Below are 21,045 nucleotides of genomic sequence, written 5' to 3'. Positions count from 1 at the left end.
TGCCGCCTAAGCTGAATGGAAAGGCGGAAAGGGACGCCAATGTCATAGTCCTGATTGCACAACGTGGAGAGATGGAGTTTACGAGAACTGCAACAACTCTTCGATGCACCGGAGGTTGCAGCGTTGTTTGACAAAAGGTTGAAGGTCGGGCGCTGCTCGATCAGAAGGATCGTGGGTCGGGCCGCACCCGTGAAGTTTCGTGTTGCGCGGCGGCCATAAGCGATTAATGACAAATTGTCAAAAAACAGCTTGTATTTCAGTCACTTTCAATTGCAGCCACGAGGTTCGATACTGCGTACCTTCGCGTGTAGAACAACTGGAGCTAGACATGAGTGGAGACAACGTCATTATTTCGCTGGACGGCCATACCGAGGCTTTTCTGAATCTGAAACCGTGGCTGCCGTCGCGGCTGCATGCCGACTTCGACGATGCGATGGAAGAGGGCGAGCGCTTATTCAAGCTCGGTAATCGCTACTACTGCGACATGGTCGCCACAGGCGCAGACTTCGCCTGGGAGTCTGCCGACAAGCTGGTGGAGGTCGATGCGGATCGTTACCATCAAGTACTGACGGCCGATGAGCGCCTGGCGCTCATCGACGAAGACGGTGTGGCTGCGGAAATGCTGATCGACGGCTTTGGCGCGGTGACGTCCGATCCGAAGTTGCAGGATGAGATCACCATGGCTTACACGCGATGGTTCAAGGACTTCACCGCACCGGCCCCCTTCCGCTTTACAGGCGCTCTCGTGGTCAGTCTTGCGGCGGGCATCGACGTGGTGGTCCGGCAGATCGAGGCAGCCTGGGAGGTTGGTATGCGCGCCGTTCACCTGCCACCGCGCCCTCAACTCGCGCACCCGGATCTGCCGGACTTCAATCATTGCATGTACAACCCCGTCTGGCAGGCACTGAACGAGCGCAGCATGGCTGCAATCTGGCACGCCTCAGTGGGGCGGGAGAAGCCCGAGTGGCGGTGGAACGGAACCGAGCGCGGCTGGGAGGCGTTGCAGATGATGGATGTTGAAACTGCGCATCACCACGTGCTGAAGTACCTGTTGCTATCCGGCGTGCCCGAGCGTTTCCCGAATCTGCGCATCGGTTTCATCGAGAGCGGATCCGACTGGATCCCGCCGATCCTGCACCATCTCGACCGCTTCTTCCTGGCGCCGACGACCGATCCGTCCCACAAGCTGAAGATGAAGCCCAGCGAGCAGTGGGCACGCCAGGGATTCGCTGCCGGCCCGCTCGACCAGAACGAGGTCAGCAAGCTGGATCAACTGGGCGCGGCGAACCTTGCCTTCGGATCCGACTACATTCATACCGAGGGCACATGGCCCAATACCCGCCGGCATCTGGCGACCATTCTCGCGGGTCTCAGCGCCGCGCACCAATGGGACATCGTTGCTGGTAACGCCCAGCGCCTGCTTGGTTTCGATATCGAAAAGTTGGCCCATACAAAGGCAGCCCAGATGAACTGGCGCGAAACCGTGTTCAAGAAGACTGCTTGAGCTTCTCTATCAGGAAGTCCACCAATGCCTGCGTCGCCGGCGACATCAGCCGGCGTTTCGGGTGTTGCAGAATCAGTACGGTTTGATCTACGTCGACGCCCTCTATGGCGTAGCTTGCGAGTAGCTGCACCAGCGCGCCACTGGCGAGGTGCGCAGCCACCAGGTCCCGGGCGACAACCGTCAGACCGAGCCCGGACAGGGCGGCGTCCACCACGCTGACCAGTTCGTCGACGACGATCAATCGACCGTGCGGGACGACGGTCTCCTGCTTCGCGCTACCGTTTCGCTTCGAGAACTGCCAGCGAGCCCGCTGATTGTTCGCGAGGCCGACGCTGATGCAGTCGTGTTCCTCCAGATCGCGCGGTCGACGAGGACTCCCACGCCGCGCGAGATAAGAAGGGCAACCAACGAGGACCAGATCCATTTTGCACAGCCGGTGCCCCACTTTGGTTTGCTCGAGCTCCTCCCCCCAATTGATGCGCACATCGTAGGCATGGCGGCTCAACCCCCGCGCACCGTCGTGGAGGCTCATCACCAGGTCCACGCGTGGATAACGCTCGAAGAATTCTCCCAGGATCGGAAGCACCCTTGCTCGTCCGAATCCGGTGACGGTGGACAAACGGACGGATCCACTGACGTCGCCCTGTTTCAGCCGCAGACCATGAAGCGCGGTCTGGATGTCGCTGAACGAATTGTCGAGTTGCTCGAAGAGCCGCCGCCCCTCGTCGGTCAGTTGAAGGCTGCGGGTCGTGCGGGTGAAGAGCTGCACCTCCAACCGGGCTTCGAGGCGACTCACACTTTTGCTCAGTGCCGCGGGGCTCAGTGTTAACGCTTGGGCCGCGCTGCTGAGACTGCCATGACGGGCCACCTGCAAGAAAATCCACAAAGGTCGGAGTTCATCCATGATGGGTCCGTAATATGTGACAAAAGTTCAACTGTCAGTTTAAGTCAAACTCACTTTATCGGGGGTGCGTATTTCCCTACACTTTCAGGCGATATGTTGCTTTACCGCAGTGCGGTTGCCGCATTAGCGCACTCGAAAATCTGAGGAAACAACCTATGAGCCGACCTCCCGATTGCGACACAGTCATCGATTCATGGCCAGTGCCAGGCCATGTACCCAGAGAGCTGATCCGCGATGTGGATATCTACCGGATGCCGGGTGCCAGCACCGACGTTCATGCAGCGTGGGCTCACGTGGCAGCGACGGAACCGCCGGTGTTCTACACCCCCCGTCATGGCGGGTACTGGGTACTCAACCGCGCGGAGTTGATCGCGGAGGCGTTCGGCGACCACGAGCGCTTCGCCTCGTCCGGAGCGATCTCGATTCCTCCCTTACCCGAGCAGGTGCCTCCGCAGTTGCCGATCATGGCCGATCCACCAGAACACCGGTACTTCCGGCTCCCGCTCAATCTCGCGGTTTCGCCCAAGCGTCTCGCCGCGCTCAGTGAGATGGCTCGTGCGTTGGCGATCGAGCTGATCGAAGGGTTCAGGCCATTCGGGCGTTGCGAGTTCGTTCAGGACTTCGCGATGCATCTGCCAATGACCATCTTTCTGTATCTCGTCGATCTGCCGCTGAAGGATCGCGCATGGCTCATCTCGCAAGTCGAGGTGATGCCGCGGGCGGAGGACGAAGCCGCGCGGATTCAAGCGTACAACAACATCATCGGCTATCTTGAAGGATGGCTTGAAAAGCGGGCTGCCGAGCCAGGCGAAGACCTCATCAGCCGCATCCTGCAGGTCAAGATCGGCGACCGCCCGATCACCCGCCAGGAGGCTCTCAGCGAGGCGGCGTTGTCATTGTTCGGCGGCCTTGACACGGTGGCCAGCACAATGGGCCTCGTCGCGCGCTTCCTGGCCGAGAACCCGGACTATCGCAAGCAACTGATCGACGAACCAGGCCTGATTCCAAATGCGGTGGAGGAACTGCTGCGACGTTGGGCGATCCCATCGGTCGCGCGGCGGGTCACGCAAAATCTTGAGTTCGGTGGCGTCAAGATGAAGCGGGGTGATTTGCTGATCCTGACGACTTCGCTCCATGGACTGGATCCCCACTTCTGGGAGAACGCTCGGGAGGTCGATTTCCGGCGGCCGCTGGCTAACCTCATGACTTTCGGGCGCGGTGTGCACAAGTGTCCCGGAGCCTTGCTGGCGCGTGCTGAGTTGCGCATCTTCCTGGAAGAATGGCTTCGGCGAATCCCCGATTTTTCGATAGATCCGCAGGATCCTCCGGTAACCGCCGGCGGCAACGTGATCGGGATGCTCCGGCTGCCGCTGGCGTGGCCGATACGGTGATCTCGATCGCCGCATGCCCGATCAACATGACAGGAGACGACAATGATTCCAGGCGTGACTCTTGGTGGGCGCGGCCAGGCGGGTTCGCCTGTGTTGCGCGTGCGGGATTTTGACGATCTCGCTTTCGACCCGTTCAGCACATTCGATGCTGCCCAGGGCTTCGGCGAAGTCGACGATCCGTATCCGGTAATTCATCGGCTCGCCGCTGCAGGCAGCGTGCAACGAGGAGACCTACGTGAACACTTCGATCTGAAGCCGTTTGCCTTGTGGGAAGAGATGCCCAGCCTGATGGTGTTCGGTCACGCCAACGTCAACACCGTTTTTGGCGACGGTGTGACGTTTTCGAACGGCATCATGCAGCGCATCTTCGCTGACTCATTTGGACGATCGATCAACGGCATGGATCCGCCGGAGCACACGCGTTACCGTCGACTGTTCCAACGTGCGTTCATGCCGACCACCATTGCAAAGTGGGGTTCCGAACTCGTGCCGCGCGTCGTTGCCGAGCGGATCAACTGCTTCGCCGAAAATGGCCGCGCCGACCTGGTGAGTGAATTCACGCTGCAATACCCGTTCGATGTCATCTACGAGCAGTTGCGGCTGCCCGCGCAGGAGCGCGCGGCCTTCCAGCGGCTGGCTGTGGGCTTGATGTGCATCATGGTGGATTACCCGCATGCGCTCGAAGCTTCGCGAAAAATGGGTGAGTACTTCCAGATGCTGCTCGAAGAGCGACGCGCGCAATGCGAGGTCGACGGCGACCTGGTCAGTATGCTCGCCCACGCAGAGGTCGACGGTGATCGACTGCCCGACGACGTGGCCGTCTCGTTCCTCCGCCAACTGATGAACGCGGCCGGAGACACCACCTATCGCAGCACGGGCTCTTTGCTTGCGGCCCTGTTGACCCACCCAGAACAGCTCGAAGTGGTGCGTCGCGACCGTTCGCTAGTCGGACCAGCCATCGACGAAACGTTGCGTTGGGAAGGACCACTGACGGTGCTGACTCGCGAGGCAGCTTGCGATACCACCGTCGATGGTGTTGCTGTGCCGTGCGGTACCAAGATCGACGTGGTGGTGGGATCGGCCAATCGCGATCCGGCGCGCTATGACGATCCCGATAATTTCAACATTATGCGCAAGCAGGAACGGCACATGGCGTTTGCATATGGACCGCACGTGTGCATCGGACAACACCTGGCTCGACTCGAGATGGAGCGTGCACTGAACGCATTGCTCGACCGCTTTCCAAGATTGCGGCTCGATCCAGATCAGCCGGTACCGAAGGTGATCGGTCTCAATTCCCGGGCACCGGACAAGCTGTGCGTGCGATTCGACTGAGCGATGTTCCTGAAATGTTGAACCTGACGTCCGCTTGCCGCGAGCACCGGCATGAAACACCGCACGGTTAGACACGTCACGCTCAACCGTCCGCATGTGCAAAACGTGTTCACGGTACTCGAAGTGCGCGAGCCGCCGACACGTTGAGGTTCGTTCAACTGGACGCAGCCGGAAGTCCTCTCGACAGGCGCTGGCGCAGCCCGGTGCTGCGTTTGAAGGCGCGGGATGCTTTCGAAACTGTTGTCTCCCTTAATGCTTGCCCGGAGTAGACCATGAGCCACCTTTCTGATTATCAGAATCGCTATCGAAACATCCGCTTTGAGCGCCGCGGCGGCGTGCTTCAGATGAGCGTGCACACCGATAACGGCCCGATGAAGTGGGGTGCCGACGCGGGCGCAGTCCACGAGCAATTGGGTCATGCGTTCCACGACGTGGGAACGGACCCAGAGAACAAGGTTGTCATCTTCACAGGGACCGGTGACGCTTTCTGCGTTGAGCGCAACATGAACGAATACAACGAAGGTTTCAGCGCGGACTATTGGTATCGCATCACCCGCGAAGGACGCGACATGCTGATGAACCTGCTGGACATCGACGTGCCGGTGATCTCGGCGGTGAATGGCCCTGCGCTGATCCACTCGGAGCTGTGCGTACTTGCCGACATCGTGCTCGCGTCCGAAACGGCGAAGTTCCGCGACAGCCATATCGGGCAGAACGTCGTGCCGGGCGACGGCTGTCACGCCGTCTGGAACCTGCTGCTGGGACGCAGCCGTGGCCACTACTATTTGTTGACCGCAGAGACGCTGTCGGCGCAGAAGGCGGAGGAGCTAGGCGTTGTCCACGAGATCCTTTCACCCGATCGTCTGTTGGCGCGGGCGTGGGAGATCGCCGAGACACTGGCGAGGAAGTCGATAGCGACGTTGCGCTATACGCGCATGCTCTTCGCACAGCCCGTCAAGGAATCGCTGCAGCGCGAATTGAGCTTGGGGTTGGCCATGGAAGGCCTTTCGGTTGGCGCAATGCTGGTTGTTAAGAAGGAAGAAGGCGCGTGACCTCGGCCAGGTCAATGCGACGGGATCGGCATGCATATCCGCGTATCGGACTTCGAGGTAGTCACGGGTACCGGCGGTCACGAACACGCGTGAGAGATCCTCCGGATGGTATCGAATGGTGACCGTGCGCCGGGACTCGCGCCATGCAACGAATATCGGATGCCAGTAACGAATAATATCGTCGAACAGGACCATCGGGCTATCAAACGCCGGACCCGGCCGATGCTGGGGTTCAAGGTCTTCCACCGTGCATTCTCGGCGGCATCGAGGTCATCCACATGATCAGGAAAGGACAGATGAAGTGTATAAGCAATGCCCCGTTGTCGGCTGCCCAGCAGTTTTACTCCCTTATATCATAGGGATTCCTTACTATGCTGACATTTGTCGACTTGTCGCCCTTATTGCGACAGAACCCGCCGGTGTACCGCCGCCGCGTCGACCCGTGCGCGAGTCCTGGCATTCCGTCATTCTTCTCCTACTGTGAGCCATTGCGTAACTCGCATTGGCGTATGGAGACCCGGTCGGACACCTGATCAGCCGGAAACCCTGCACCAGACATTACGAAGTCTACGACGCGCTGGAGATCTGGCGCGCAAGCGTCTGCTAGCCCCCAATTTTCGCGCATCGGTGCGAGCACCAAAAGAGAATAAAAGGCTTGTGCTGCAATCACTGCTTCACGCGCACCGGCTTGGACCAGCAGCTCCCGCACGATGGTGGTCGCTCGCAGATAGCCTTCGCGGTGCAGACGATCGAATAGCTCAGGAAACCTGCCTCGCTGCGCCGTGACAATCCGATCGAGCGCCTGACTCTCGGGTGAAGTGGCTTGTTCCACATATACGCGGGCGATGATCAGCAATCGCGCTCGTAAGTCAGACGCGACTTTGAAGTCGTTACCCGTGAGTGCAGCTTCGACCGGCGCGAAGCTGTGCGTCATATGGTCGATTACGACGCCGGCAAACAACATTTCCTTGTTGGCATATCGGCTATATAGCGTTCGCTTTGACGTGTGTGCCTCGACGACCACCGCATCGATTGTCGTCGCCTCATAGCCCAGCGTTACGAATAGGCGCCTGGCGACATCAAGCAGATGCCGTTCCAACTGTTCTGCTACCACACGGGCCGGCCGCCCGCGCCGGATTGGGTTGGTGTTTTTCAACATCAAGGGTTTTGCCTGAAGGTCTTCAATGACGCAATTGTCGCTTGCAATTAAAGGTAATGTATCGTACCTTTAAATCTGGGCAACGCAAATCCAACACGGAGATGCAATGAGTGATAAGTGTGGAATGGGCCAGGCAGCTGGTATGGACCGTCGTACGGCGATGCGACTGCTGGGCGCCGCGGCGGTTGGCGTGAACGGCCTCTTTAGCATGATCGCACCAGGGGTCGCAACGGCGACTCCCAGAGTCGCGAGTGCGGACAAGTCGTTGTCCTGGCCCCCAGCGGGTGCCTTCGGAGGCAAGGCGATCGTGGGGCCGCACCAGCCATCTGCGGAACTGATGCTCGATACGGCCGAACTGCTTGGCCTACCACCCCAGATGTCCTTTATTTACGGTTGTCTCCGAGACTCCGACGGCAACATGTCCGAGTGGGTCCGCAATTTCAACCTTCAGCCAGATGCCGCTCGTCAGGGTCTGTTCGTGCAGTCCAACCTTGGCAAGGACGCACTGAGGGTGGCGCCCGATATCTTCATGGCGGCGGCGGCAGAAGTTGTCGCGTCGAACGAAGGTGGTAACGGCATATGGCGTTCACCGGACGGGGCGAAGGGCAAGCCGTATGAACTCACGATGTCGGCCGACGGCGGAACGATTCATTGGACCGAGGCCGGAGCGCTGGATGTTACGGGCACTTTGATGGGTCCCGGACTGCAGTGGTACATCGCCGAACCGTCGGGCAGTGAGCTATATGTCTCGCAAATCTATGAAATGAAGGGCGTCGCCCTTGGCAAACCGGTTCACGGTGTGATGGCGTTCGACAAGGCCTATCTGCCGAAGGGCATCAGAATGTACGGCGGCAAGGATCCCCTTTTTCGCCCGAAGGAACACCATCGAACCTGGTACACATGGGGTACGCGCTATAAGGACGGTAGCTACGACGCTGGGCACTTCGTTCTGGGCACCGATCGCATCGGCTTTGCGCTGTTGACAAACGAGCGTGGACAACTTGTTCTCGACACCAATGTGACCGGTAGAGTCGAATTGCTGTCGAACGAACCGTGGCCGAAGCGAGTATCGGTACGTACATCATCCGGAGCAGAATGGGAATTCATTCCTGACCAACAAGGCCATATGCCGGACATGTTGGGCACAGGAGCGACAACGGCATTCACGCCGCAGACTGAAGGCCGTTGGCGCCGTCTGGGCGACAGAAGAGAGCCCGAAGCATGGTTCGCCTGGGGAGAGGTTGCCGAACGCGGGCGCATCGACCAAGCATGGAACTATCGGTTTTGAGGCCAACATAGGAAGGCGCAGCCCTCGCCAGGGGACCGGTTATCGTCTATGGCGACACGGCGGTCGTGCGCACGCACCACCATGTGGGTGCCACCGTCATTGAAAATGGGAGGAAGGTGACCGACTATAACCGGGAGGTCTTCGTGCTTCGGAAGATCGACGGAACGTGGAAGATCGTTCTCTACACGTTCAACACGGATCCGAAGCAGGGAGAGGGTTGAAGTCCACAGCCTGCGCGCGTGCGTATGCGCGTGCTCGCGAGCCGCAAGGGGGCGTCGATGACGACGATGAAAGCAGTAGTGATCCACGAGCCGGGCGGCCCTGAGGTGCTCAGGCTCGAGCAACGTCCGATACCGTCGCCGCAGCGAGGCGAGGTGCTAATCCGCGTCAAGGCGTTCGGACTTAACCGGTCCGAGATGTTTACGCGCCAGGGATTCTCGCCGGACGTGAAATTTCCGCGCGTGCTGGGGATAGAAGCGGTCGGCATCGTGGAAGAGGCACCAGGAATGGAATTCGTGAAAGGCGATACGGTTGCCACCGCGATGGGCGGCATGGGACGGCAGTTCGACGGCAGTTATGCGGAGTACACCTGCGTCCCGGCCCGGCAGGTGCAGAAACTGGTCACCAGCCTGCCTTGGGAAACGCTCGGCGCGATGCCGGAAATGCTTCAGACCGCGTGGGGCTCGCTGTTCAAGGCGCTTGCGCTTCAGCAACGGGATCGCCTGCTGATCCGGGGCGGGACGACCTCGGTTGGGCTCGCCGCCGCCGCGATCGCCAGATCGCACGGCGCGTTCGTGATTTCGACGACCCGCAACCCACAGAAAGGCGACGCATTGCGTGCCAACGGAGCTGACCGTGTTGTCATCGACTCAGGCATGGTCGCGCAGGAGATCGGCGAAGTTTCTCCCGGCGGCGTCGACAAGGTGCTGGAACTCATCGGAACCATGACCCTGAAGGATTCATTGCGCTGCGCGAAGCCAGGCGGTGTCGTGTGCATGACCGGCATTGTGGGCAATCAATGGTCGTTCGAGAACTTCAGCCCGATGGACGTGATACCGAGCACCGTGAGACTGACGATCTACGACGGCGGCGTCGACGAATTCATGGAGACCCCGTACGACGAACTGCTGGACCGGGTCAAGGCAGGGACGCTCCGTATCCCCGTCGGAAAGGTATTTGGACTCGCGGACATCGTGGAGGCACACCGGTGCATGGAAGAAAACAAGGCCGGCGGAAAGATCGTCGTGCTGACATGAAGAGGGCTTTATGGAGACTCCACTGAGCGATGCTGGCCTCGATCTTCTGTTTCGCGAGGCGCGCACCTACAACGGATGGCTGGAAAGACCCGTCTCCGACGAAACGCTGCGCCGGCTTTACGACCTGCTGAGGTGGGCCCCGACGAGCGCCAACTGCAACCCGATGCGTGTAGTGTTCCTGCGTACGAAGGAAGGAAAGGACCGGCTGAGACCGGCGCTTGCCCCCGGCAATGTCGACAAGGTCATGAGCGCCCCGGTCACCGCCATCATTGCTCAACTTCTACGAGAAGTTGCCTGTGCTGTTTCCGCATAACCCCGGCATGCGTGACCACTTCGCGCATTCACCCGAACTCGTCAAGACGACGGCAAAGCGCAACTCGAGCTTGCAGGGCGCTTATCTGATCCTGGCCGCACGAGCGCTGGGACTCGATTGCGGCCCGATGTCGGGATTCGACAACGCGAAGGCTGATGAGGCGTTCTTTGGGGCGGGCAAGAGCGACGAGGGCAGCGACCAGGAATTCTTTCCGGAAGGACATATCAAGTCGAACTTCCTTTGCAACCTTGGATACGGAGACGACTCGTCACTCTTTCCGCGCGGACCACGGCTTGAGTTCGAGCAGGCATGCACGCTCAAGTGAGTGAAGTTGTTTCCGAAACGTGCTGCGGTCAGTATGCCCGCAGCCTGCCACGAATCGAGATCGCCGCATTTGACTCGACATGGTCCGCCTCCCCCGCGGGCAGGGACGATCCCTATCTGATCTGGCCCGTCGCGCCAAGGGCGCCGTGACCGGCCCTTCTCGGTCGTTCAGCCCCGCTCGGGCTGAATGGTCAGTTTGTGTGGTACACGGGAGGACGAGCAGCACCGCCGATCGCAGACTGTTTACCCTGCCGCTGTTCGAAATTTTCGCGTTTGATCCGCAATGCCAGTTGACACCGGCCGGATTACGTAGAGCCTGATCTGGTGGCAGCAAGATTGCAATCGAATGGAGTACGGACGCCAGCGACCGCGCGCGAACGTCGTACTGAGCAGGAAGGCGCTAGACTGATAAGGATTATTATCAGTCCAGCCTCGGATTTGATCTAAACTGGCGATCATGAAAACGCGTGAGACCGTCCCCCTCGACCCGACCGAGCCCAGCTTCCCGGATGAAGCGGAGCTCGCCGCGCTGCGCGGCTGGTATGCCGGGCTGGACGCGCGGGGCGCTGTCGCCCGGTATCTGGGTGAACGGCGGGCTATCGGCGCGTCGTCGCGCGGTGTCCTGGGCCGCATTCGCCGACAGATGGTCGCATTCGCTCAGGCTCGCCATCGCGAGGACCTGGCGGCCGTCTTCACCGACCGTCCGGCGAAAACGTCGGCGGATCGGGCGAACCGCGCGATCGAAGCGCTGCGCAATTTGCCCATGCCGACGCCCTCGATCACCGACGCGGTCGACCTATGGCTGCCGCCGCGCATTGCCGAGGCGCTTCACGCGCACGGTATTCGGACGCTGGCCGACCTGACCGTGCGGATTCCTCGACGGCGTCGCTGGTGGTCGGCGATCGCCGGACTTGGCGCCGCCGGCGCGCGCCGGATCGAAGCGGTTTTCGCCGCCCATCCGGCGTTGACCGAACGCGCGCGGGCATTGATCGCCACAGCGCGATCCGACGCAATCGTGCCCTGGGAACATCTGCGCGTGCCGCACGAGGTTGATGGATCACATGGGCAGTTCCGGGCACCGCAGGCCGCCTGCCTGCTGAACGCTTCGAACGACTACGAGGCGATTCAGTCGTGGCTGTCGCTGCACGAGTCGGCCGCCACGCAGCGCGCCTACCGTAAAGAAGCGGAACGTCTGATCCTGTGGGCGATCGTCGAACGCGGTCGCGCACTGTCGTCGCTCACCACCGACGACGCGATCGCCTACCGGAGCTTCCTGCGGCGGCCGACACCACGCGAGCGCTGGATGGGGCCGTCGCGGCCGCGGCACAGCGTCGAATGGCGACCGTTCAGCGGCCCGCTGTCCGCACGCTCGGCGGCGTACGCGCTGACCGTCCTGTCCGCGCTGTTTCGCTGGCTCGTCGAGCAACGCTATGTGCTCGCCAATCCGTTCGCCGGCGTGAAGGTCAAGAGCCACGCACAGCGCGCCGGGTTGGACGCGTCGCGCGGGTTCACCGAGGGTGAATGGCTGTTGATCCGCACGCTCGCCGACGGCCTCGAGTGGTCGTACAGCTGGAGCGCGCCCGCGGCTCAGCGCCTGCGGTTTCTGCTGGATTTTGGCTACGCGACCGGCCTGCGCGCGAGCGAGCTGGTCGGGGCAACGCTCCGCGACATCCGTCGCGACGAGCACGGCGATCACTGGCTGCACGTGCTTGGCAAGGGCGGCAAGCTCGGCAAGGTTTCCTTGCCGCCGCTCGCGCGAACCGCGCTGGATCAGCATCTTTTGCAGCGTAGGCTGCCGGTCACGCCGGCGCGCTGGAATCCGGCGACGCCACTTATCGCGAGTCTCGACGAGGACGGCGCGGGCATCGAAAGTACACGGCTCTGGCGCGTGCTGCGACGGTTCTTTGCACAGGCGGCCGACGCAATCCAGGACGAACGGCCAGCGACCGCCGAGAAGCTGCGCCGCGCAAGCCCGCACTGGATGAGGCACACCCATGCCTCGCACGCATTGGCACGAGGCGCCGAGCTGATCATGGTGCGGGACAACCTGCGGCATGCCTCGATCGCGACGACGTCGACCTATCTGCATAGCGACGAAGTGCAGCGAGCGCGGCAGTTCGATCAGGCGTTTGGCTCACGGGACTTCAAGAAGTAAGTCGTTTATAGCGTTCGACACATAAGCCTTCGAAATTCCATAACCTCGGGGCTTATGATAGGAAATTGCGCTTACCTTGTTCACGACCCAAGTTCCTTCAATCGCCAAAGCGGGAGAAGCGAAGGCGGCCATCACCGGTAAAGGCAAATAGCCGAAAGCCAAATAGATGTGCGGGTGCGGCTGCGCGTCGGCCAACGCCTTGGCGAGCGGTGCAACGTCGATCGGAATGTTGCCCTCGACTACAAGGCAGCCGAACAGCTTGGTGAAGTGCAGGTGCACGCGCCGCATGCAGCGCCGCGTGTCGTAGGGAAAGAGCCAGTTGGCACGGAACGATCCTGCCCCTAGCTACCGCGACACGGCACTGCCCAATTCTCCCGCTCTGTGCTCCCAAGCGTAGTCATACGGTTGGGTTCGCTTGCTGTTGCAAGTCAGGCAGATACGGTGCGCGAACTTCAGCGTGTCCGATTTCAGGCTGCCGACCTTCAGGTTGCGACGATGAGGCCGACTTGGCTGGTGGTTTGCGTTGAAGAAGAGTGGTTTCGCTTGCGAGGGCTTGCCGAATAGTGCCTTGAGATCCGAGGCTTTCGCCAGGTGTTCGCGCGTGGCAGCGCCCTCAGCGCTGCAGATCCAGCATTCCATGAATAGGGACTCCAACGCATGATGCGGCAGATTTGAGAAATCATCGTGCGCGTCGGACGGGCGATGCCTCGTGCTTCCCCGACCGAATCCGGACGCACTTCACCGTCCATTCTTGGACGACAACGGAATCGCGCGTTCGCGACCGCCGTTTCAATTGCTAATAGCGTCCACACGCCGGAAAAATCGGCGGTTACGGCGTATGCGTATACGCCCTACATGGGCGTTTTTGCAATCGCGGGACAGCAAATATTGGAGTTAGCAAACGGGGCTAGTCACGCGCTCACAGGAACCATGAGTGCTTCCGCACCTAGGTAGACTCCCAGCGTCAAAGCGTCGTAGCGATTGAAAAATGTCTCGAAGAAAAAGCGGTGCGAATCGCCATTGTCATCCGTCAGGATGAGCTCTCGTTCGCCGAGCAGACCACCCTTCTGTCGTCCGCAATAGGAACTCACAGCGTTGAACAGTTCCACTTCACCGATTCTCGAAAATCTCGCGTGAAAAGCGGCAGACTGAATGAGATGGCGGCAAGGCCGCACCGGATCGAAATCGGTAGGCCGACGGTCGACATGGGGGTGGCAACTCATGAGTCCAACGACGGGAGTTTCCTGGCCGACGCTCTCAACGAACCGGTACAGCGTCGTCGACAGCGTGTTCCCGTAAATGTTTTTCAGATCGATTACCGACTGAAGACACGCCGATGACGACCTCGCTTCGGTCACAAATCGGTCCCGGAGGAAAAGAAGCCGTCCGGCAGCGTAGTTAGCCTCGGCTTCGATCTGTTCCGCGCAATCTCTTGAAACGGTACTCTCGTTATCACCATGCATCATGTCCTGATGCCACGGGATGAGGCTGTGTCCAATTTCGTGGGCTTCATTCCATCGATGCTTGAGCGACGGCACCGCGCTGTCGAGCATAATCCGCTTGCGATCGGGCAGATACAAGGCTTTTAGCGAAAACTTCTTCACGGCATCCAGAATCAGCGTTGGCCGGTTGTATATCTGCACCGCCGCTACACGGATCCGGCTAATGGCTTCCCGGGCCAGACCGGGATCGTTAGAGGTATAGAAGGCCAGGTCTAACTTGAGGAGTTCACGAACATCTTCCAGTCGCAACGGCGGCTGAGGGTTTCCCAGTCCCCGGAGCACGCGGTCGACCCGGCTGTCGATGTCATTCGAAGTCCTAGCAGAAAGAATAAGATTTCTGGCCATAGTTACCCCATGTGGTTCTGTTTATTTCTGCTCGCTCAGTACGGCAACGAACGCCTCCAGTGCAGAGCGCTCCGTTTCATTGAGGTCCGTTACCTTTTCGGACCGTGCGGCAAACCGTATCGCTTCGCTGACAAGATGACTATCTCGCTGTTGCGACAGACCGGCCAGTTGCATCAGCTTTGTACTCGGAATCGCGAAATAATTAGCCAATTGATAGACCGTGCGCGGCTCGGGCGTATGGTGCGAGTCTTCCTCAATTTCTACCAGCTCGGTAATGTCAATGTCGGCATCTTCCGCGAGCTTCTCCAGAGTCTGCTTTCGGCCCCTCCTCATGAGCCTGACAAATCGGCCGAAAGCTATCCTGGGATCGGCTGACTCCTCCATCGCGTACGCCGGCTGTTGCGTTGACGGATCCGCGGCGAACAGGCCCGCGCCGATCTCCACGTCGGTTCCGTGCTCGTGCTCAAGCCTCGCCATTTTCATGCACCATTCTTTCGTTACTTCAAATTTCATGACTAGACTCCTTTGACGATGAACGCTTCCGCCTGTTCAGGCGTCATCTCAAAATAGCGGAGGTTCTCCTTGGTGGGATCGATACCGAGGTCCGACATACCGCACACATTTGCGTACCATGCGTTGGCCTGAGGCAGCGAGTGCAGACCAATTCGCCCGGCAAACCCTTCGCTGCGGCTAAGCTCAATCGCTGCCCGAACCAGCAGCGTCCCGACGCCTGTCAGACGCGGACGTTCCGTCGCCAACCCCGGGCGATTCCACGGCGCTGTCTCAAGGTACTGGATATAAACAAGCGGTTTGCCCTTTTGCTGCGGCAGCCGGCAAGACTCCAGCGTTTCGACAATCATCAAGCCTTGGGTCATCCCCTGACACACGATGCTGAATGACGGAGCCGCAAGCAACCCTTTGAAGGCCTCGGCTTTCCTGCGCCAGTCCCAGTGACGGTTTTGCGGCCAGAGCCGCCTGTCCACGCCCTTCTCTTTCAACTGCTGGAGCGCGCGGGCGAGCGCCGGCATCCAGGCGTCTTCCCAGTCATGAACGTTCGTTTCGGAAATGCCCTCGATCAGGCTTGCCTCGATAGCGGCGCCCGACGCGACATCAAGCAGGTATACCGGAAATTCGCTCATAGCATCACGACTTCTGCCTTTTCCTTGGTCTTTTCATCCTCGAAAAAGAATTTATCGCCTCGCTCAGCCCGAACCTCGATGGCCTGATAAAGCCGAAGCGCCTGCCGAAGGACCGCTGTCTTGCTCAGATCTTTCTTTTCGCAAAGTTCCTCAAGGGCGTTCATCTCAGCATCCGTGAGATTTAGGGTCATAGTCTTCTTTGACGTGGCCATAGTTTGCTCCTCACTTTTCCCGCAATTTTAGGTGCAAAAAATAGCCATGTCAAAGCTATTGACTAGCTAAAAACTAGCTATATAATCCACATCAAGCTACCGGGTGGCCGGTACGTGATTCACGGAGATTGGTATGGATACGACGATAGAAGATCTGCAGGACGCGCTTACGGCGGGCCGCGCTATCCGCGAGCACGGCCCGTACTACGTGCGAGTCGGGCGGGAGGGCTTGGACTTCCGAAAGGTGGTTCTTGCGCATCCGGTGGCGAGCGGCAAGGCAATCCTGGAGGCGGCCGAAACGTTTCCGGTGGATGACTACCTCCTCTTCAGGATCGCGCGAAATGGCGTGACAGAAGAACTACGTCCTGATTCGGCGGTGGATTTGCGCTCGGACGGCGTGGAGAAGTTCGTCGTGTTCCGGAGTGATCGCGCTTTCCGCTTCATGCTGGATGAGCGTGCATTCGACTGGGGCGCATCGCGGATTTCGGGCGCCACTCTCAAACACCTTGCAGGCGTCGATGTGGATAATCAGGACGTATGGCAGCAGGCGCTGGGCGGTTCCGACCTGATGATTGAGGACGACGGCTTCGCGGACCTCGCGGCGGCCGGTGTTGAGCGTTTCGTCACAAGGCCCGTCGGATTGTCCATCGTTGTGAATGCCAAGCGCAGGGAGGTGTTCCGGCGTCGACTCTCGTATTGGGAGGTCGTCAAGCTAGCGTTTGCCGCCGCGCAGAAGAGCGACGACATCATTTATACGATCAACTATGCTCGTGGTCCGCACGCGAATCCAGAGGGTTCGATGGTCGAGGGCCAGCACGTGAAGATCAAGGAAAATATGGTGTTCTATGTCACTCCGACTGATCGCTCTTAATCCTGACCTTCAGCGCCTGCGCGACGAAGGGTACGAACTCGAGATCCGATCGAACTACCTGCTCGTCCATTCGGTGCCTTACGTTAATTCACGGCGCGAGGTCGTTCGCGGAATCCTCGTGTCGGAAATGAACATGGTGTCGCCAGGCGTTCTTGACCGCCCAAACACGCATCAGATCTATTTCATCGGGGAGCATCCATGCAACCCTGACGGATCCGAGCTTGTCCAGATCAAGAACGGGACGACCACCTACCAATTGGCTGATGACTTGGTCGCGAACCACTACTTCTCGAGCAAGCCGAAATCTGGTGCCTACGAGAACTACTACGAGAAGGTCACCAGCTACGCCCGCGTCATTTCAAACCAGGCCAGGGCCATTGATCCCACCGCGGACGCACGGACATGGAAAATGGTCGACTCGGTAGAGGAGGAGTCCGTGTTCCTTTACGAGGACACGGCGTCGAGTCGCGCCGGCATCCAGGCGATCGCCGCGCGACTGAAGCATCAGCGTATCGCCATAGTTGGACTTGGCGGGACGGGCGCATATGTACTGGACCTGGTCGCAAAGACCCATGTTAGGGAAATTCATCTTTACGATGGCGACCCGTATCGACAGCACAATGCGTTCCGATCACCCGGCGCCGCATCGCGAGAGAAGCTCGATCGGCGGCTGAGTAAGGTCGCCTATTGGGTCGAGGTGTATTCGGCGATGCGCAAAGGCGTCGTGCCTCACGAGGTGATGATCAATGAGGCGAACATCGCAGATCTGTCCGGTTACGACTTCGTGTTCGTCTGCGTCGACAAAGGCGAAGTCCGGCAACTGATCGCGCGGGCGCTCGAAACGCATGCTGTGCGGTTCATTGATGCCGGAATGGGCATTAACCTGACGGACGACAGAAGCCAGCTCTGGGGCACCTGCCGCGTGACTACAAGTACGCCTGCTACGCGTGCGCTTGCTGCCGCCCGAATTCCCAAGGCGGACCGTGACGACGAGGTCTATGGCTCAAATATACAGATTGCCGATTTGAACTGCCTGAACGCAACGCTGGCCGTCATGAAATGGAAGCGCCTGAGCCAGTTTTACGTTGACGATCGCAACGAGCACGATTCAACTTACAACGTCAATCTGAACCAGTTGACAAATGAGGAATCTGGATCGTGAAAATCAACCGGTTCAAACCGCAGTTTGTCGAGTACATCCCCGATAAGCTCGAGGCGGGCATTCTCTATCTGTCGATGGAGTTCGCTACTGCCTCCCACGCCTGTGCCTGTGGATGCAACCGTGAAGTTGTCACGCCACTATCGCCAGTTGGATGGCGAATGCGTTATGACGGAGAAAACGTAAGCCTCGAGCCCTCCATCGGTAACTGGAGCTATCCGTGCAAATCCCATTACTGGATCAAAGGCGGCACGGTTCGATGGGATGCTGAGATGCCGCAATGGGCGATAGATGAAGGTCGGGAACGTGACCGAAACGCTAGGACCAAGCACTACGCGCGGCGATCGCATCCAGCCGTGCCAGCAGCACAGGTGGAGGAGCGAATTCCGCAGTTGCCAGCAGCAACCCAGGAAGCAACCGTTCCCGCTTCGCGTACCTGGTGGGACATATTGATTGCTGTTTTTCGGCAGAAGTGACGACATGATCGGCCCGGTGCAGGGGCGAACCTTTGAATCTAATTTACGGGGAGCCCGGCCACTAACATCATTTGATGTGTGTCCGCCTTATCGAGATTGGTCGATCACGGTTTGCATTCGAATGGCGGTTGTCGAGGCGGCAGCGACACTTGAACGGCGGTGTTAGAGGGCGCGCTAACGGCCGTTCATAACCGATCTCAGTCTTTTTTTAATATGTAATCCTGAATGTCGGCGAGTCTTCCGGGCGACTTTTGCGACGGTCGTAAATACGGGTCGTGGCGATGTTGGCGTGACCGAGCCATTCCTGAACCCTGGCAATATCGGCTTCATGTTCCAGCGCATTGGTCGCCGCCGTCGCCCGCAGGCTGTGTACACCGAAGCCCTGCGCATCGATTTTCGCGACGGCTGCGTACGCGAGCACGATCTTGTAGACGCCATCGGTCGTCAATGCCGCATCTGTCTTCCTGCGTGCCGGCTGGAAGAGGGGGGCGTTGGGTGTTTCGCCGTGTCCTGCCACTTCGAGGTAAGCGTGGATGCGTTCTGCGCTGCCCACGTGCAGCGGCAGGTAACGTAACTTGTTGCCTTTGCCGTGAATCCGGAGATGCAGAACACCACGGCGTGCATGAATGTCGCGGACCTTGAGCTGACAGAGCTCTTCGCGGCGCAGGCCGTGATACAGTAGCACCGACAGCAGCGCGCGGTCTCGCTTGCCCTTGAGTGTGGACGGGTCCGGCGCATCGAGCAGCGCGCGCGCCTGATGGTCACCGAGCGCCGGCGTCTTTCCTTCGTTGCTGTCCACCTTCGGCCGCTTGGCACCTTTCACCGGGTTGAAATCGACCGCGTTCTTTTCGCAGAGGTATTCGAACAGCGAGGAGAGCGCCGCGAGCTTGCGCCGGATCGTGGCGCCTGATAGCGCGCGGACTTCGAGGGCCTTGCGCCAGGCCAGCACGTGCGCACGGGTGACGATGCGAAAGTCTTCGGGCCGCGTGACGGCGGTAAAACTCATGAAGTCGCGCAGATCGACCTGATAGGCGCGACGCGTGCGCGGGTTGTCCAGGTTGGCAAACCATTCGGTTTCGGTTGGCACGTCGGCGAGCTGGTGAAACTGCGCGGACGTGAGTCGTGGCGCGCGATCAGGAAGCGTTGGCAGTACGGACATGGTTTTCTCCAGGCAGCTCCGCGCCGTGGGCGCGAATCAGGGCGATCAGTTCGCCCGTGGTCAGTTCAAACCGGTACTCGCGCTGGATGCCGACCTTGCGTTCATCGAACTCAACGAGGACGACACTTTTTCCATCGTCGCTGGCCTCCATGCGCAATGACCGGCATAACCGGCCCGTGTCCGTCTCGTGCTGCGTGAGCAGGCCCATTGTGCCGCTCGCTCCCTTGATCCTCAACTGCGCCATCTTTCTCCCTGCATAAGCTCACCTTTTAAACGCACACATTACTCTTGATAACATATTTTATCAATAGTAAATCTAGCGAAGAAAGCGCGACGCACCGGCTCCGAAGAACCGGCGCCGCCGCGCCCGTGAATCTACTTCTTCTTCGGTTTGCTCGAGGTCGCGCCCTTGCGTTGGGAGAGGTCCGAAGCGGCGACCTCCTTCTCCTTCTTGGACGATTTCGGATCACGCAGAATCTTGCCCGCGTCCGATGCTGGTTTCTTGCCTGTTGCCATGGTCACCTCTGGTGGTCGAACCCCTCAATTCAGGGCACATTAATCGTATGAACAAGAACGGCGAATTTCAAGCTTCGCTGCGCCGACGACGGGCAGCAGGCATGTCGAGGCGCATTGCCCCGGCTTCTATGGACCCCAACCCGAGCTTGGGCTGATTAGCTAGATGCGAAAAGCGTCCCGAAGAGTTTGAATCCTTGTTTTCATTCAGAAGGGCTGCCTGCGTGACAACTCTTCGCATATACGTACGGGCCACTCTCCGTAGCATTACCGGCCTATCCCCACAGCACGCGGCGTAGCAAATTCTGCCGGCTCTTCACCGGCCGGGAACGCTACGACGTAAAGGGCGCTTGTTTCGAATGGCTTAGCATCCGCGTCACCGTTGAACCGTATCTTCACTTTGCGCTCGGCGGAGCAGAGCGAAACTCTAAGTGTTTTCAGCGCATCAATGTACCGTTGCATGTCGTCGTAGACATCGAACTTCTGCACCTCAGAATAGAGATCGCTGCAATCGCGGTATTCGCGAATGCAGTCGATCAGCGCAGCAAACTCTTCATCGGCCTCGCGAGGCATCTCAAACCCTGGCGTGGATAGATCCATGCTATGGGCTTCGGCAAGCTTCGCCAGCTGCTTTCCGGTCTGAAGCGGCTGCGCCTTGAGCGTGATGTGTTCGCGGTCAAACTTCTCTTTTGCGGCCTGCATTTCCTCGGCCGACGGGATGAAAAACGGTTTGTTCAAGGCGTCGATATCTTCGAACTCGAAGGCTCGCGCGATTGCTCGACGTGTGTCAAAACCGGATGTATCGCCCCGTTCGACACGCTGTATTGTCCGCACGCTCAAGCCGGATAGGTCTGCAAGCTGCTCCTGCGACCATTGCCGGCTTTCGCGAAAGAACTTGACCACTACAGCGAGTTCGCCTTCGGTCAGCAGGCGCGGCTGGGTTTGTTCGGTGGTTGCCATCGTAATCTCCAGAAAGTAGACGGGATAA

General features: G+C 59.3%; 23 protein-coding genes and 3 pseudogenes. 13 read left to right on the top strand and 13 right to left on the bottom strand.

Annotated elements, in window-relative coordinates:
- Nucleotides 1-328: 328 nt before the first annotated feature.
- Nucleotides 329-1,504 carry an amidohydrolase family protein gene (locus tag HDG37_RS13920; protein ID WP_184048295.1) on the top strand — a complete coding sequence of 392 codons (1,176 nt, stop codon included), beginning with the start codon at nt 329-331 and terminating at the stop codon, nt 1,502-1,504.
- Here HDG37_RS13920 and HDG37_RS13915 read toward each other — a convergent pair.
- A complete protein-coding gene (locus HDG37_RS13915) occupies nt 1,488-2,408 on the bottom strand; it encodes a LysR family transcriptional regulator (protein WP_184048292.1) in 921 nt (306 codons plus the stop codon). The genes HDG37_RS13920 and HDG37_RS13915 overlap by 17 nt on opposite strands.
- A 155-nt stretch (nt 2,409-2,563) precedes the next feature.
- Here HDG37_RS13915 and HDG37_RS13910 point away from each other — a divergent pair, with 155 nt between their 5' ends.
- The 3 genes from HDG37_RS13910 to HDG37_RS13900 all read left to right on the top strand — a co-directional run bounded on the left by HDG37_RS13910 (nt 2,564) and on the right by HDG37_RS13900 (nt 6,186).
- Entirely contained in the window at nt 2,564-3,799 is a 1,236-nt protein-coding gene (locus tag HDG37_RS13910) for a cytochrome P450 (RefSeq protein ID WP_184048289.1), read from the top strand.
- Between the two features lie 264 nt (nt 3,800-4,063).
- Nucleotides 4,064-5,134 (top strand): cytochrome P450, encoded by a 1,071-nt coding sequence (locus tag HDG37_RS13905; protein ID WP_260334834.1) that lies wholly within the window; start codon nt 4,064-4,066, stop codon nt 5,132-5,134.
- Nucleotides 5,135-5,406: 272 nt separating this feature from the next.
- On the top strand, nt 5,407-6,186 hold the full coding sequence (locus tag HDG37_RS13900) for an enoyl-CoA hydratase/isomerase family protein (protein ID WP_184048283.1): 780 nt from the start codon (nt 5,407-5,409) through the stop codon (nt 6,184-6,186).
- A 117-nt stretch (nt 6,187-6,303) separates the two neighbouring features.
- On the opposite strand, the pseudogene HDG37_RS39240 reads toward HDG37_RS13900, so the two are convergent.
- Nucleotides 6,304-6,381 (bottom strand): annotated as a pseudogene (locus tag HDG37_RS39240) (hypothetical protein); the annotation flags it as partial.
- Here HDG37_RS39240 and HDG37_RS13890 point away from each other — a divergent pair.
- A pseudogene (locus tag HDG37_RS13890) lies at nt 6,358-6,545 on the top strand (DDE-type integrase/transposase/recombinase); the annotation flags it as partial. The pseudogenes HDG37_RS39240 and HDG37_RS13890 overlap by 24 nt on opposite strands.
- 116 nt (nt 6,546-6,661) lie before the next feature.
- Here HDG37_RS13890 and HDG37_RS13885 read toward each other — a convergent pair.
- On the bottom strand, nt 6,662-7,345 hold the full coding sequence (locus HDG37_RS13885) for a TetR/AcrR family transcriptional regulator (RefSeq protein WP_184048280.1): 684 nt from the start codon (nt 7,343-7,345) through the stop codon (nt 6,662-6,664).
- 106 nt (nt 7,346-7,451) lie between these two features.
- Between HDG37_RS13885 and HDG37_RS13880 the strand changes: the two genes are divergently transcribed.
- The 5 genes and pseudogenes from HDG37_RS13880 to HDG37_RS13860 all read left to right on the top strand — a co-directional run bounded on the left by HDG37_RS13880 (nt 7,452) and on the right by HDG37_RS13860 (nt 12,681).
- Complete coding sequence (locus HDG37_RS13880; protein WP_184048277.1) at nt 7,452-8,633, top strand: hypothetical protein; 1,182 nt, start codon at nt 7,452-7,454, stop codon at nt 8,631-8,633.
- Nucleotides 8,634-8,674: 41 nt separating this feature from the next.
- Nucleotides 8,675-8,854, top strand: a complete 180-nt coding sequence (locus tag HDG37_RS13875) for a nuclear transport factor 2 family protein (protein WP_311541358.1) — start codon at nt 8,675-8,677, stop codon at nt 8,852-8,854.
- A gap of 57 nt (nt 8,855-8,911) precedes the next feature.
- Nucleotides 8,912-9,889 (top strand): zinc-binding alcohol dehydrogenase family protein, encoded by a 978-nt coding sequence (locus tag HDG37_RS13870; protein ID WP_221312004.1) that lies wholly within the window; start codon nt 8,912-8,914, stop codon nt 9,887-9,889.
- Between the two features lie 10 nt (nt 9,890-9,899).
- Nucleotides 9,900-10,527 (top strand): annotated as a pseudogene (locus HDG37_RS13865) (malonic semialdehyde reductase).
- A gap of 456 nt (nt 10,528-10,983) precedes the next feature.
- Nucleotides 10,984-12,681: a phage integrase family protein gene (locus HDG37_RS13860; RefSeq protein WP_184048274.1), complete on the top strand. Its 1,698-nt coding sequence runs from the start codon at nt 10,984-10,986 to the stop codon at nt 12,679-12,681.
- Here HDG37_RS13860 and HDG37_RS13855 read toward each other — a convergent pair.
- From HDG37_RS13855 to HDG37_RS13830, 6 genes are all read right to left on the bottom strand, one after another.
- On the bottom strand, nt 12,661-12,969 hold the full coding sequence (locus tag HDG37_RS13855) for a hypothetical protein (protein ID WP_184048257.1): 309 nt from the start codon (nt 12,967-12,969) through the stop codon (nt 12,661-12,663). The genes HDG37_RS13860 and HDG37_RS13855 overlap by 21 nt on opposite strands.
- Nucleotides 12,970-13,026: 57 nt before the next feature.
- On the bottom strand, nt 13,027-13,320 hold the full coding sequence (locus tag HDG37_RS13850; RefSeq protein WP_184048254.1) for a hypothetical protein: 294 nt from the start codon (nt 13,318-13,320) through the stop codon (nt 13,027-13,029).
- A 272-nt stretch (nt 13,321-13,592) separates the two neighbouring features.
- Nucleotides 13,593-14,528, bottom strand: a complete 936-nt coding sequence (locus tag HDG37_RS13845) for an ImmA/IrrE family metallo-endopeptidase (RefSeq protein ID WP_184048252.1) — start codon at nt 14,526-14,528, stop codon at nt 13,593-13,595.
- A 21-nt stretch (nt 14,529-14,549) separates the two neighbouring features.
- Nucleotides 14,550-15,041 carry a helix-turn-helix transcriptional regulator gene (locus HDG37_RS13840; RefSeq protein WP_184048249.1) on the bottom strand — a complete coding sequence of 164 codons (492 nt, stop codon included), beginning with the start codon at nt 15,039-15,041 and terminating at the stop codon, nt 14,550-14,552.
- A 2-nt stretch (nt 15,042-15,043) separates the two neighbouring features.
- Entirely contained in the window at nt 15,044-15,667 is a 624-nt protein-coding gene (locus HDG37_RS13835) for a GNAT family N-acetyltransferase (protein WP_184048246.1), read from the bottom strand.
- Nucleotides 15,664-15,879: a ribbon-helix-helix protein, CopG family gene (locus tag HDG37_RS13830; RefSeq protein WP_221312003.1), complete on the bottom strand. Its 216-nt coding sequence runs from the start codon at nt 15,877-15,879 to the stop codon at nt 15,664-15,666. The genes HDG37_RS13835 and HDG37_RS13830 overlap by 4 nt, the downstream gene beginning before the upstream one ends.
- A gap of 133 nt (nt 15,880-16,012) precedes the next feature.
- Here HDG37_RS13830 and HDG37_RS13825 point away from each other — a divergent pair, with 133 nt between their 5' ends.
- Genes HDG37_RS13825 through HDG37_RS13815 form a run of 3 tightly spaced genes read left to right on the top strand, consistent with a single transcriptional unit; the run spans nt 16,013 to nt 18,385 of the window.
- On the top strand, nt 16,013-16,750 hold the full coding sequence (locus tag HDG37_RS13825; protein ID WP_184048243.1) for a multiubiquitin domain-containing protein: 738 nt from the start codon (nt 16,013-16,015) through the stop codon (nt 16,748-16,750).
- On the top strand, nt 16,725-17,912 hold the full coding sequence (locus HDG37_RS13820) for a ThiF family adenylyltransferase (RefSeq protein WP_184048240.1): 1,188 nt from the start codon (nt 16,725-16,727) through the stop codon (nt 17,910-17,912). The genes HDG37_RS13825 and HDG37_RS13820 overlap by 26 nt, the downstream gene beginning before the upstream one ends.
- A complete protein-coding gene (locus HDG37_RS13815; protein WP_184048237.1) occupies nt 17,909-18,385 on the top strand; it encodes a DUF6527 family protein in 477 nt (158 codons plus the stop codon). The genes HDG37_RS13820 and HDG37_RS13815 overlap by 4 nt, the downstream gene beginning before the upstream one ends.
- Nucleotides 18,386-18,593: 208 nt before the next feature.
- On the opposite strand, the gene HDG37_RS13810 is transcribed toward HDG37_RS13815, so the two are convergent.
- The 4 genes from HDG37_RS13810 to HDG37_RS13795 form a co-directional block, all read right to left on the bottom strand.
- Complete coding sequence (locus HDG37_RS13810) at nt 18,594-19,472, bottom strand: tyrosine-type recombinase/integrase (RefSeq protein ID WP_311541302.1); 879 nt, start codon at nt 19,470-19,472, stop codon at nt 18,594-18,596.
- Nucleotides 19,473-19,518: 46 nt separating this feature from the next.
- Complete coding sequence (locus HDG37_RS13805; protein WP_184048770.1) at nt 19,519-19,779, bottom strand: hypothetical protein; 261 nt, start codon at nt 19,777-19,779, stop codon at nt 19,519-19,521.
- Nucleotides 19,780-19,919: 140 nt separating this feature from the next.
- Complete coding sequence (locus HDG37_RS13800; protein WP_166665149.1) at nt 19,920-20,060, bottom strand: hypothetical protein; 141 nt, start codon at nt 20,058-20,060, stop codon at nt 19,920-19,922.
- 264 nt (nt 20,061-20,324) lie between these two features.
- Nucleotides 20,325-21,017 carry a helix-turn-helix domain-containing protein gene (locus tag HDG37_RS13795; RefSeq protein WP_184048231.1) on the bottom strand — a complete coding sequence of 231 codons (693 nt, stop codon included), beginning with the start codon at nt 21,015-21,017 and terminating at the stop codon, nt 20,325-20,327.
- Nucleotides 21,018-21,045: the final 28 nt, after the last annotated feature.

Origin of the sequence: Paraburkholderia sp. MM5384-R2, from assembly GCF_014201025.1 — a bacterium.
Taxonomy (GTDB): Bacteria; Pseudomonadota; Gammaproteobacteria; order Burkholderiales; family Burkholderiaceae; genus Paraburkholderia; species Paraburkholderia tuberum.
The sequence above is the reverse complement of the archived record's forward strand: the minus strand, read 5'-3'. Positions and strand labels throughout refer to the sequence as shown.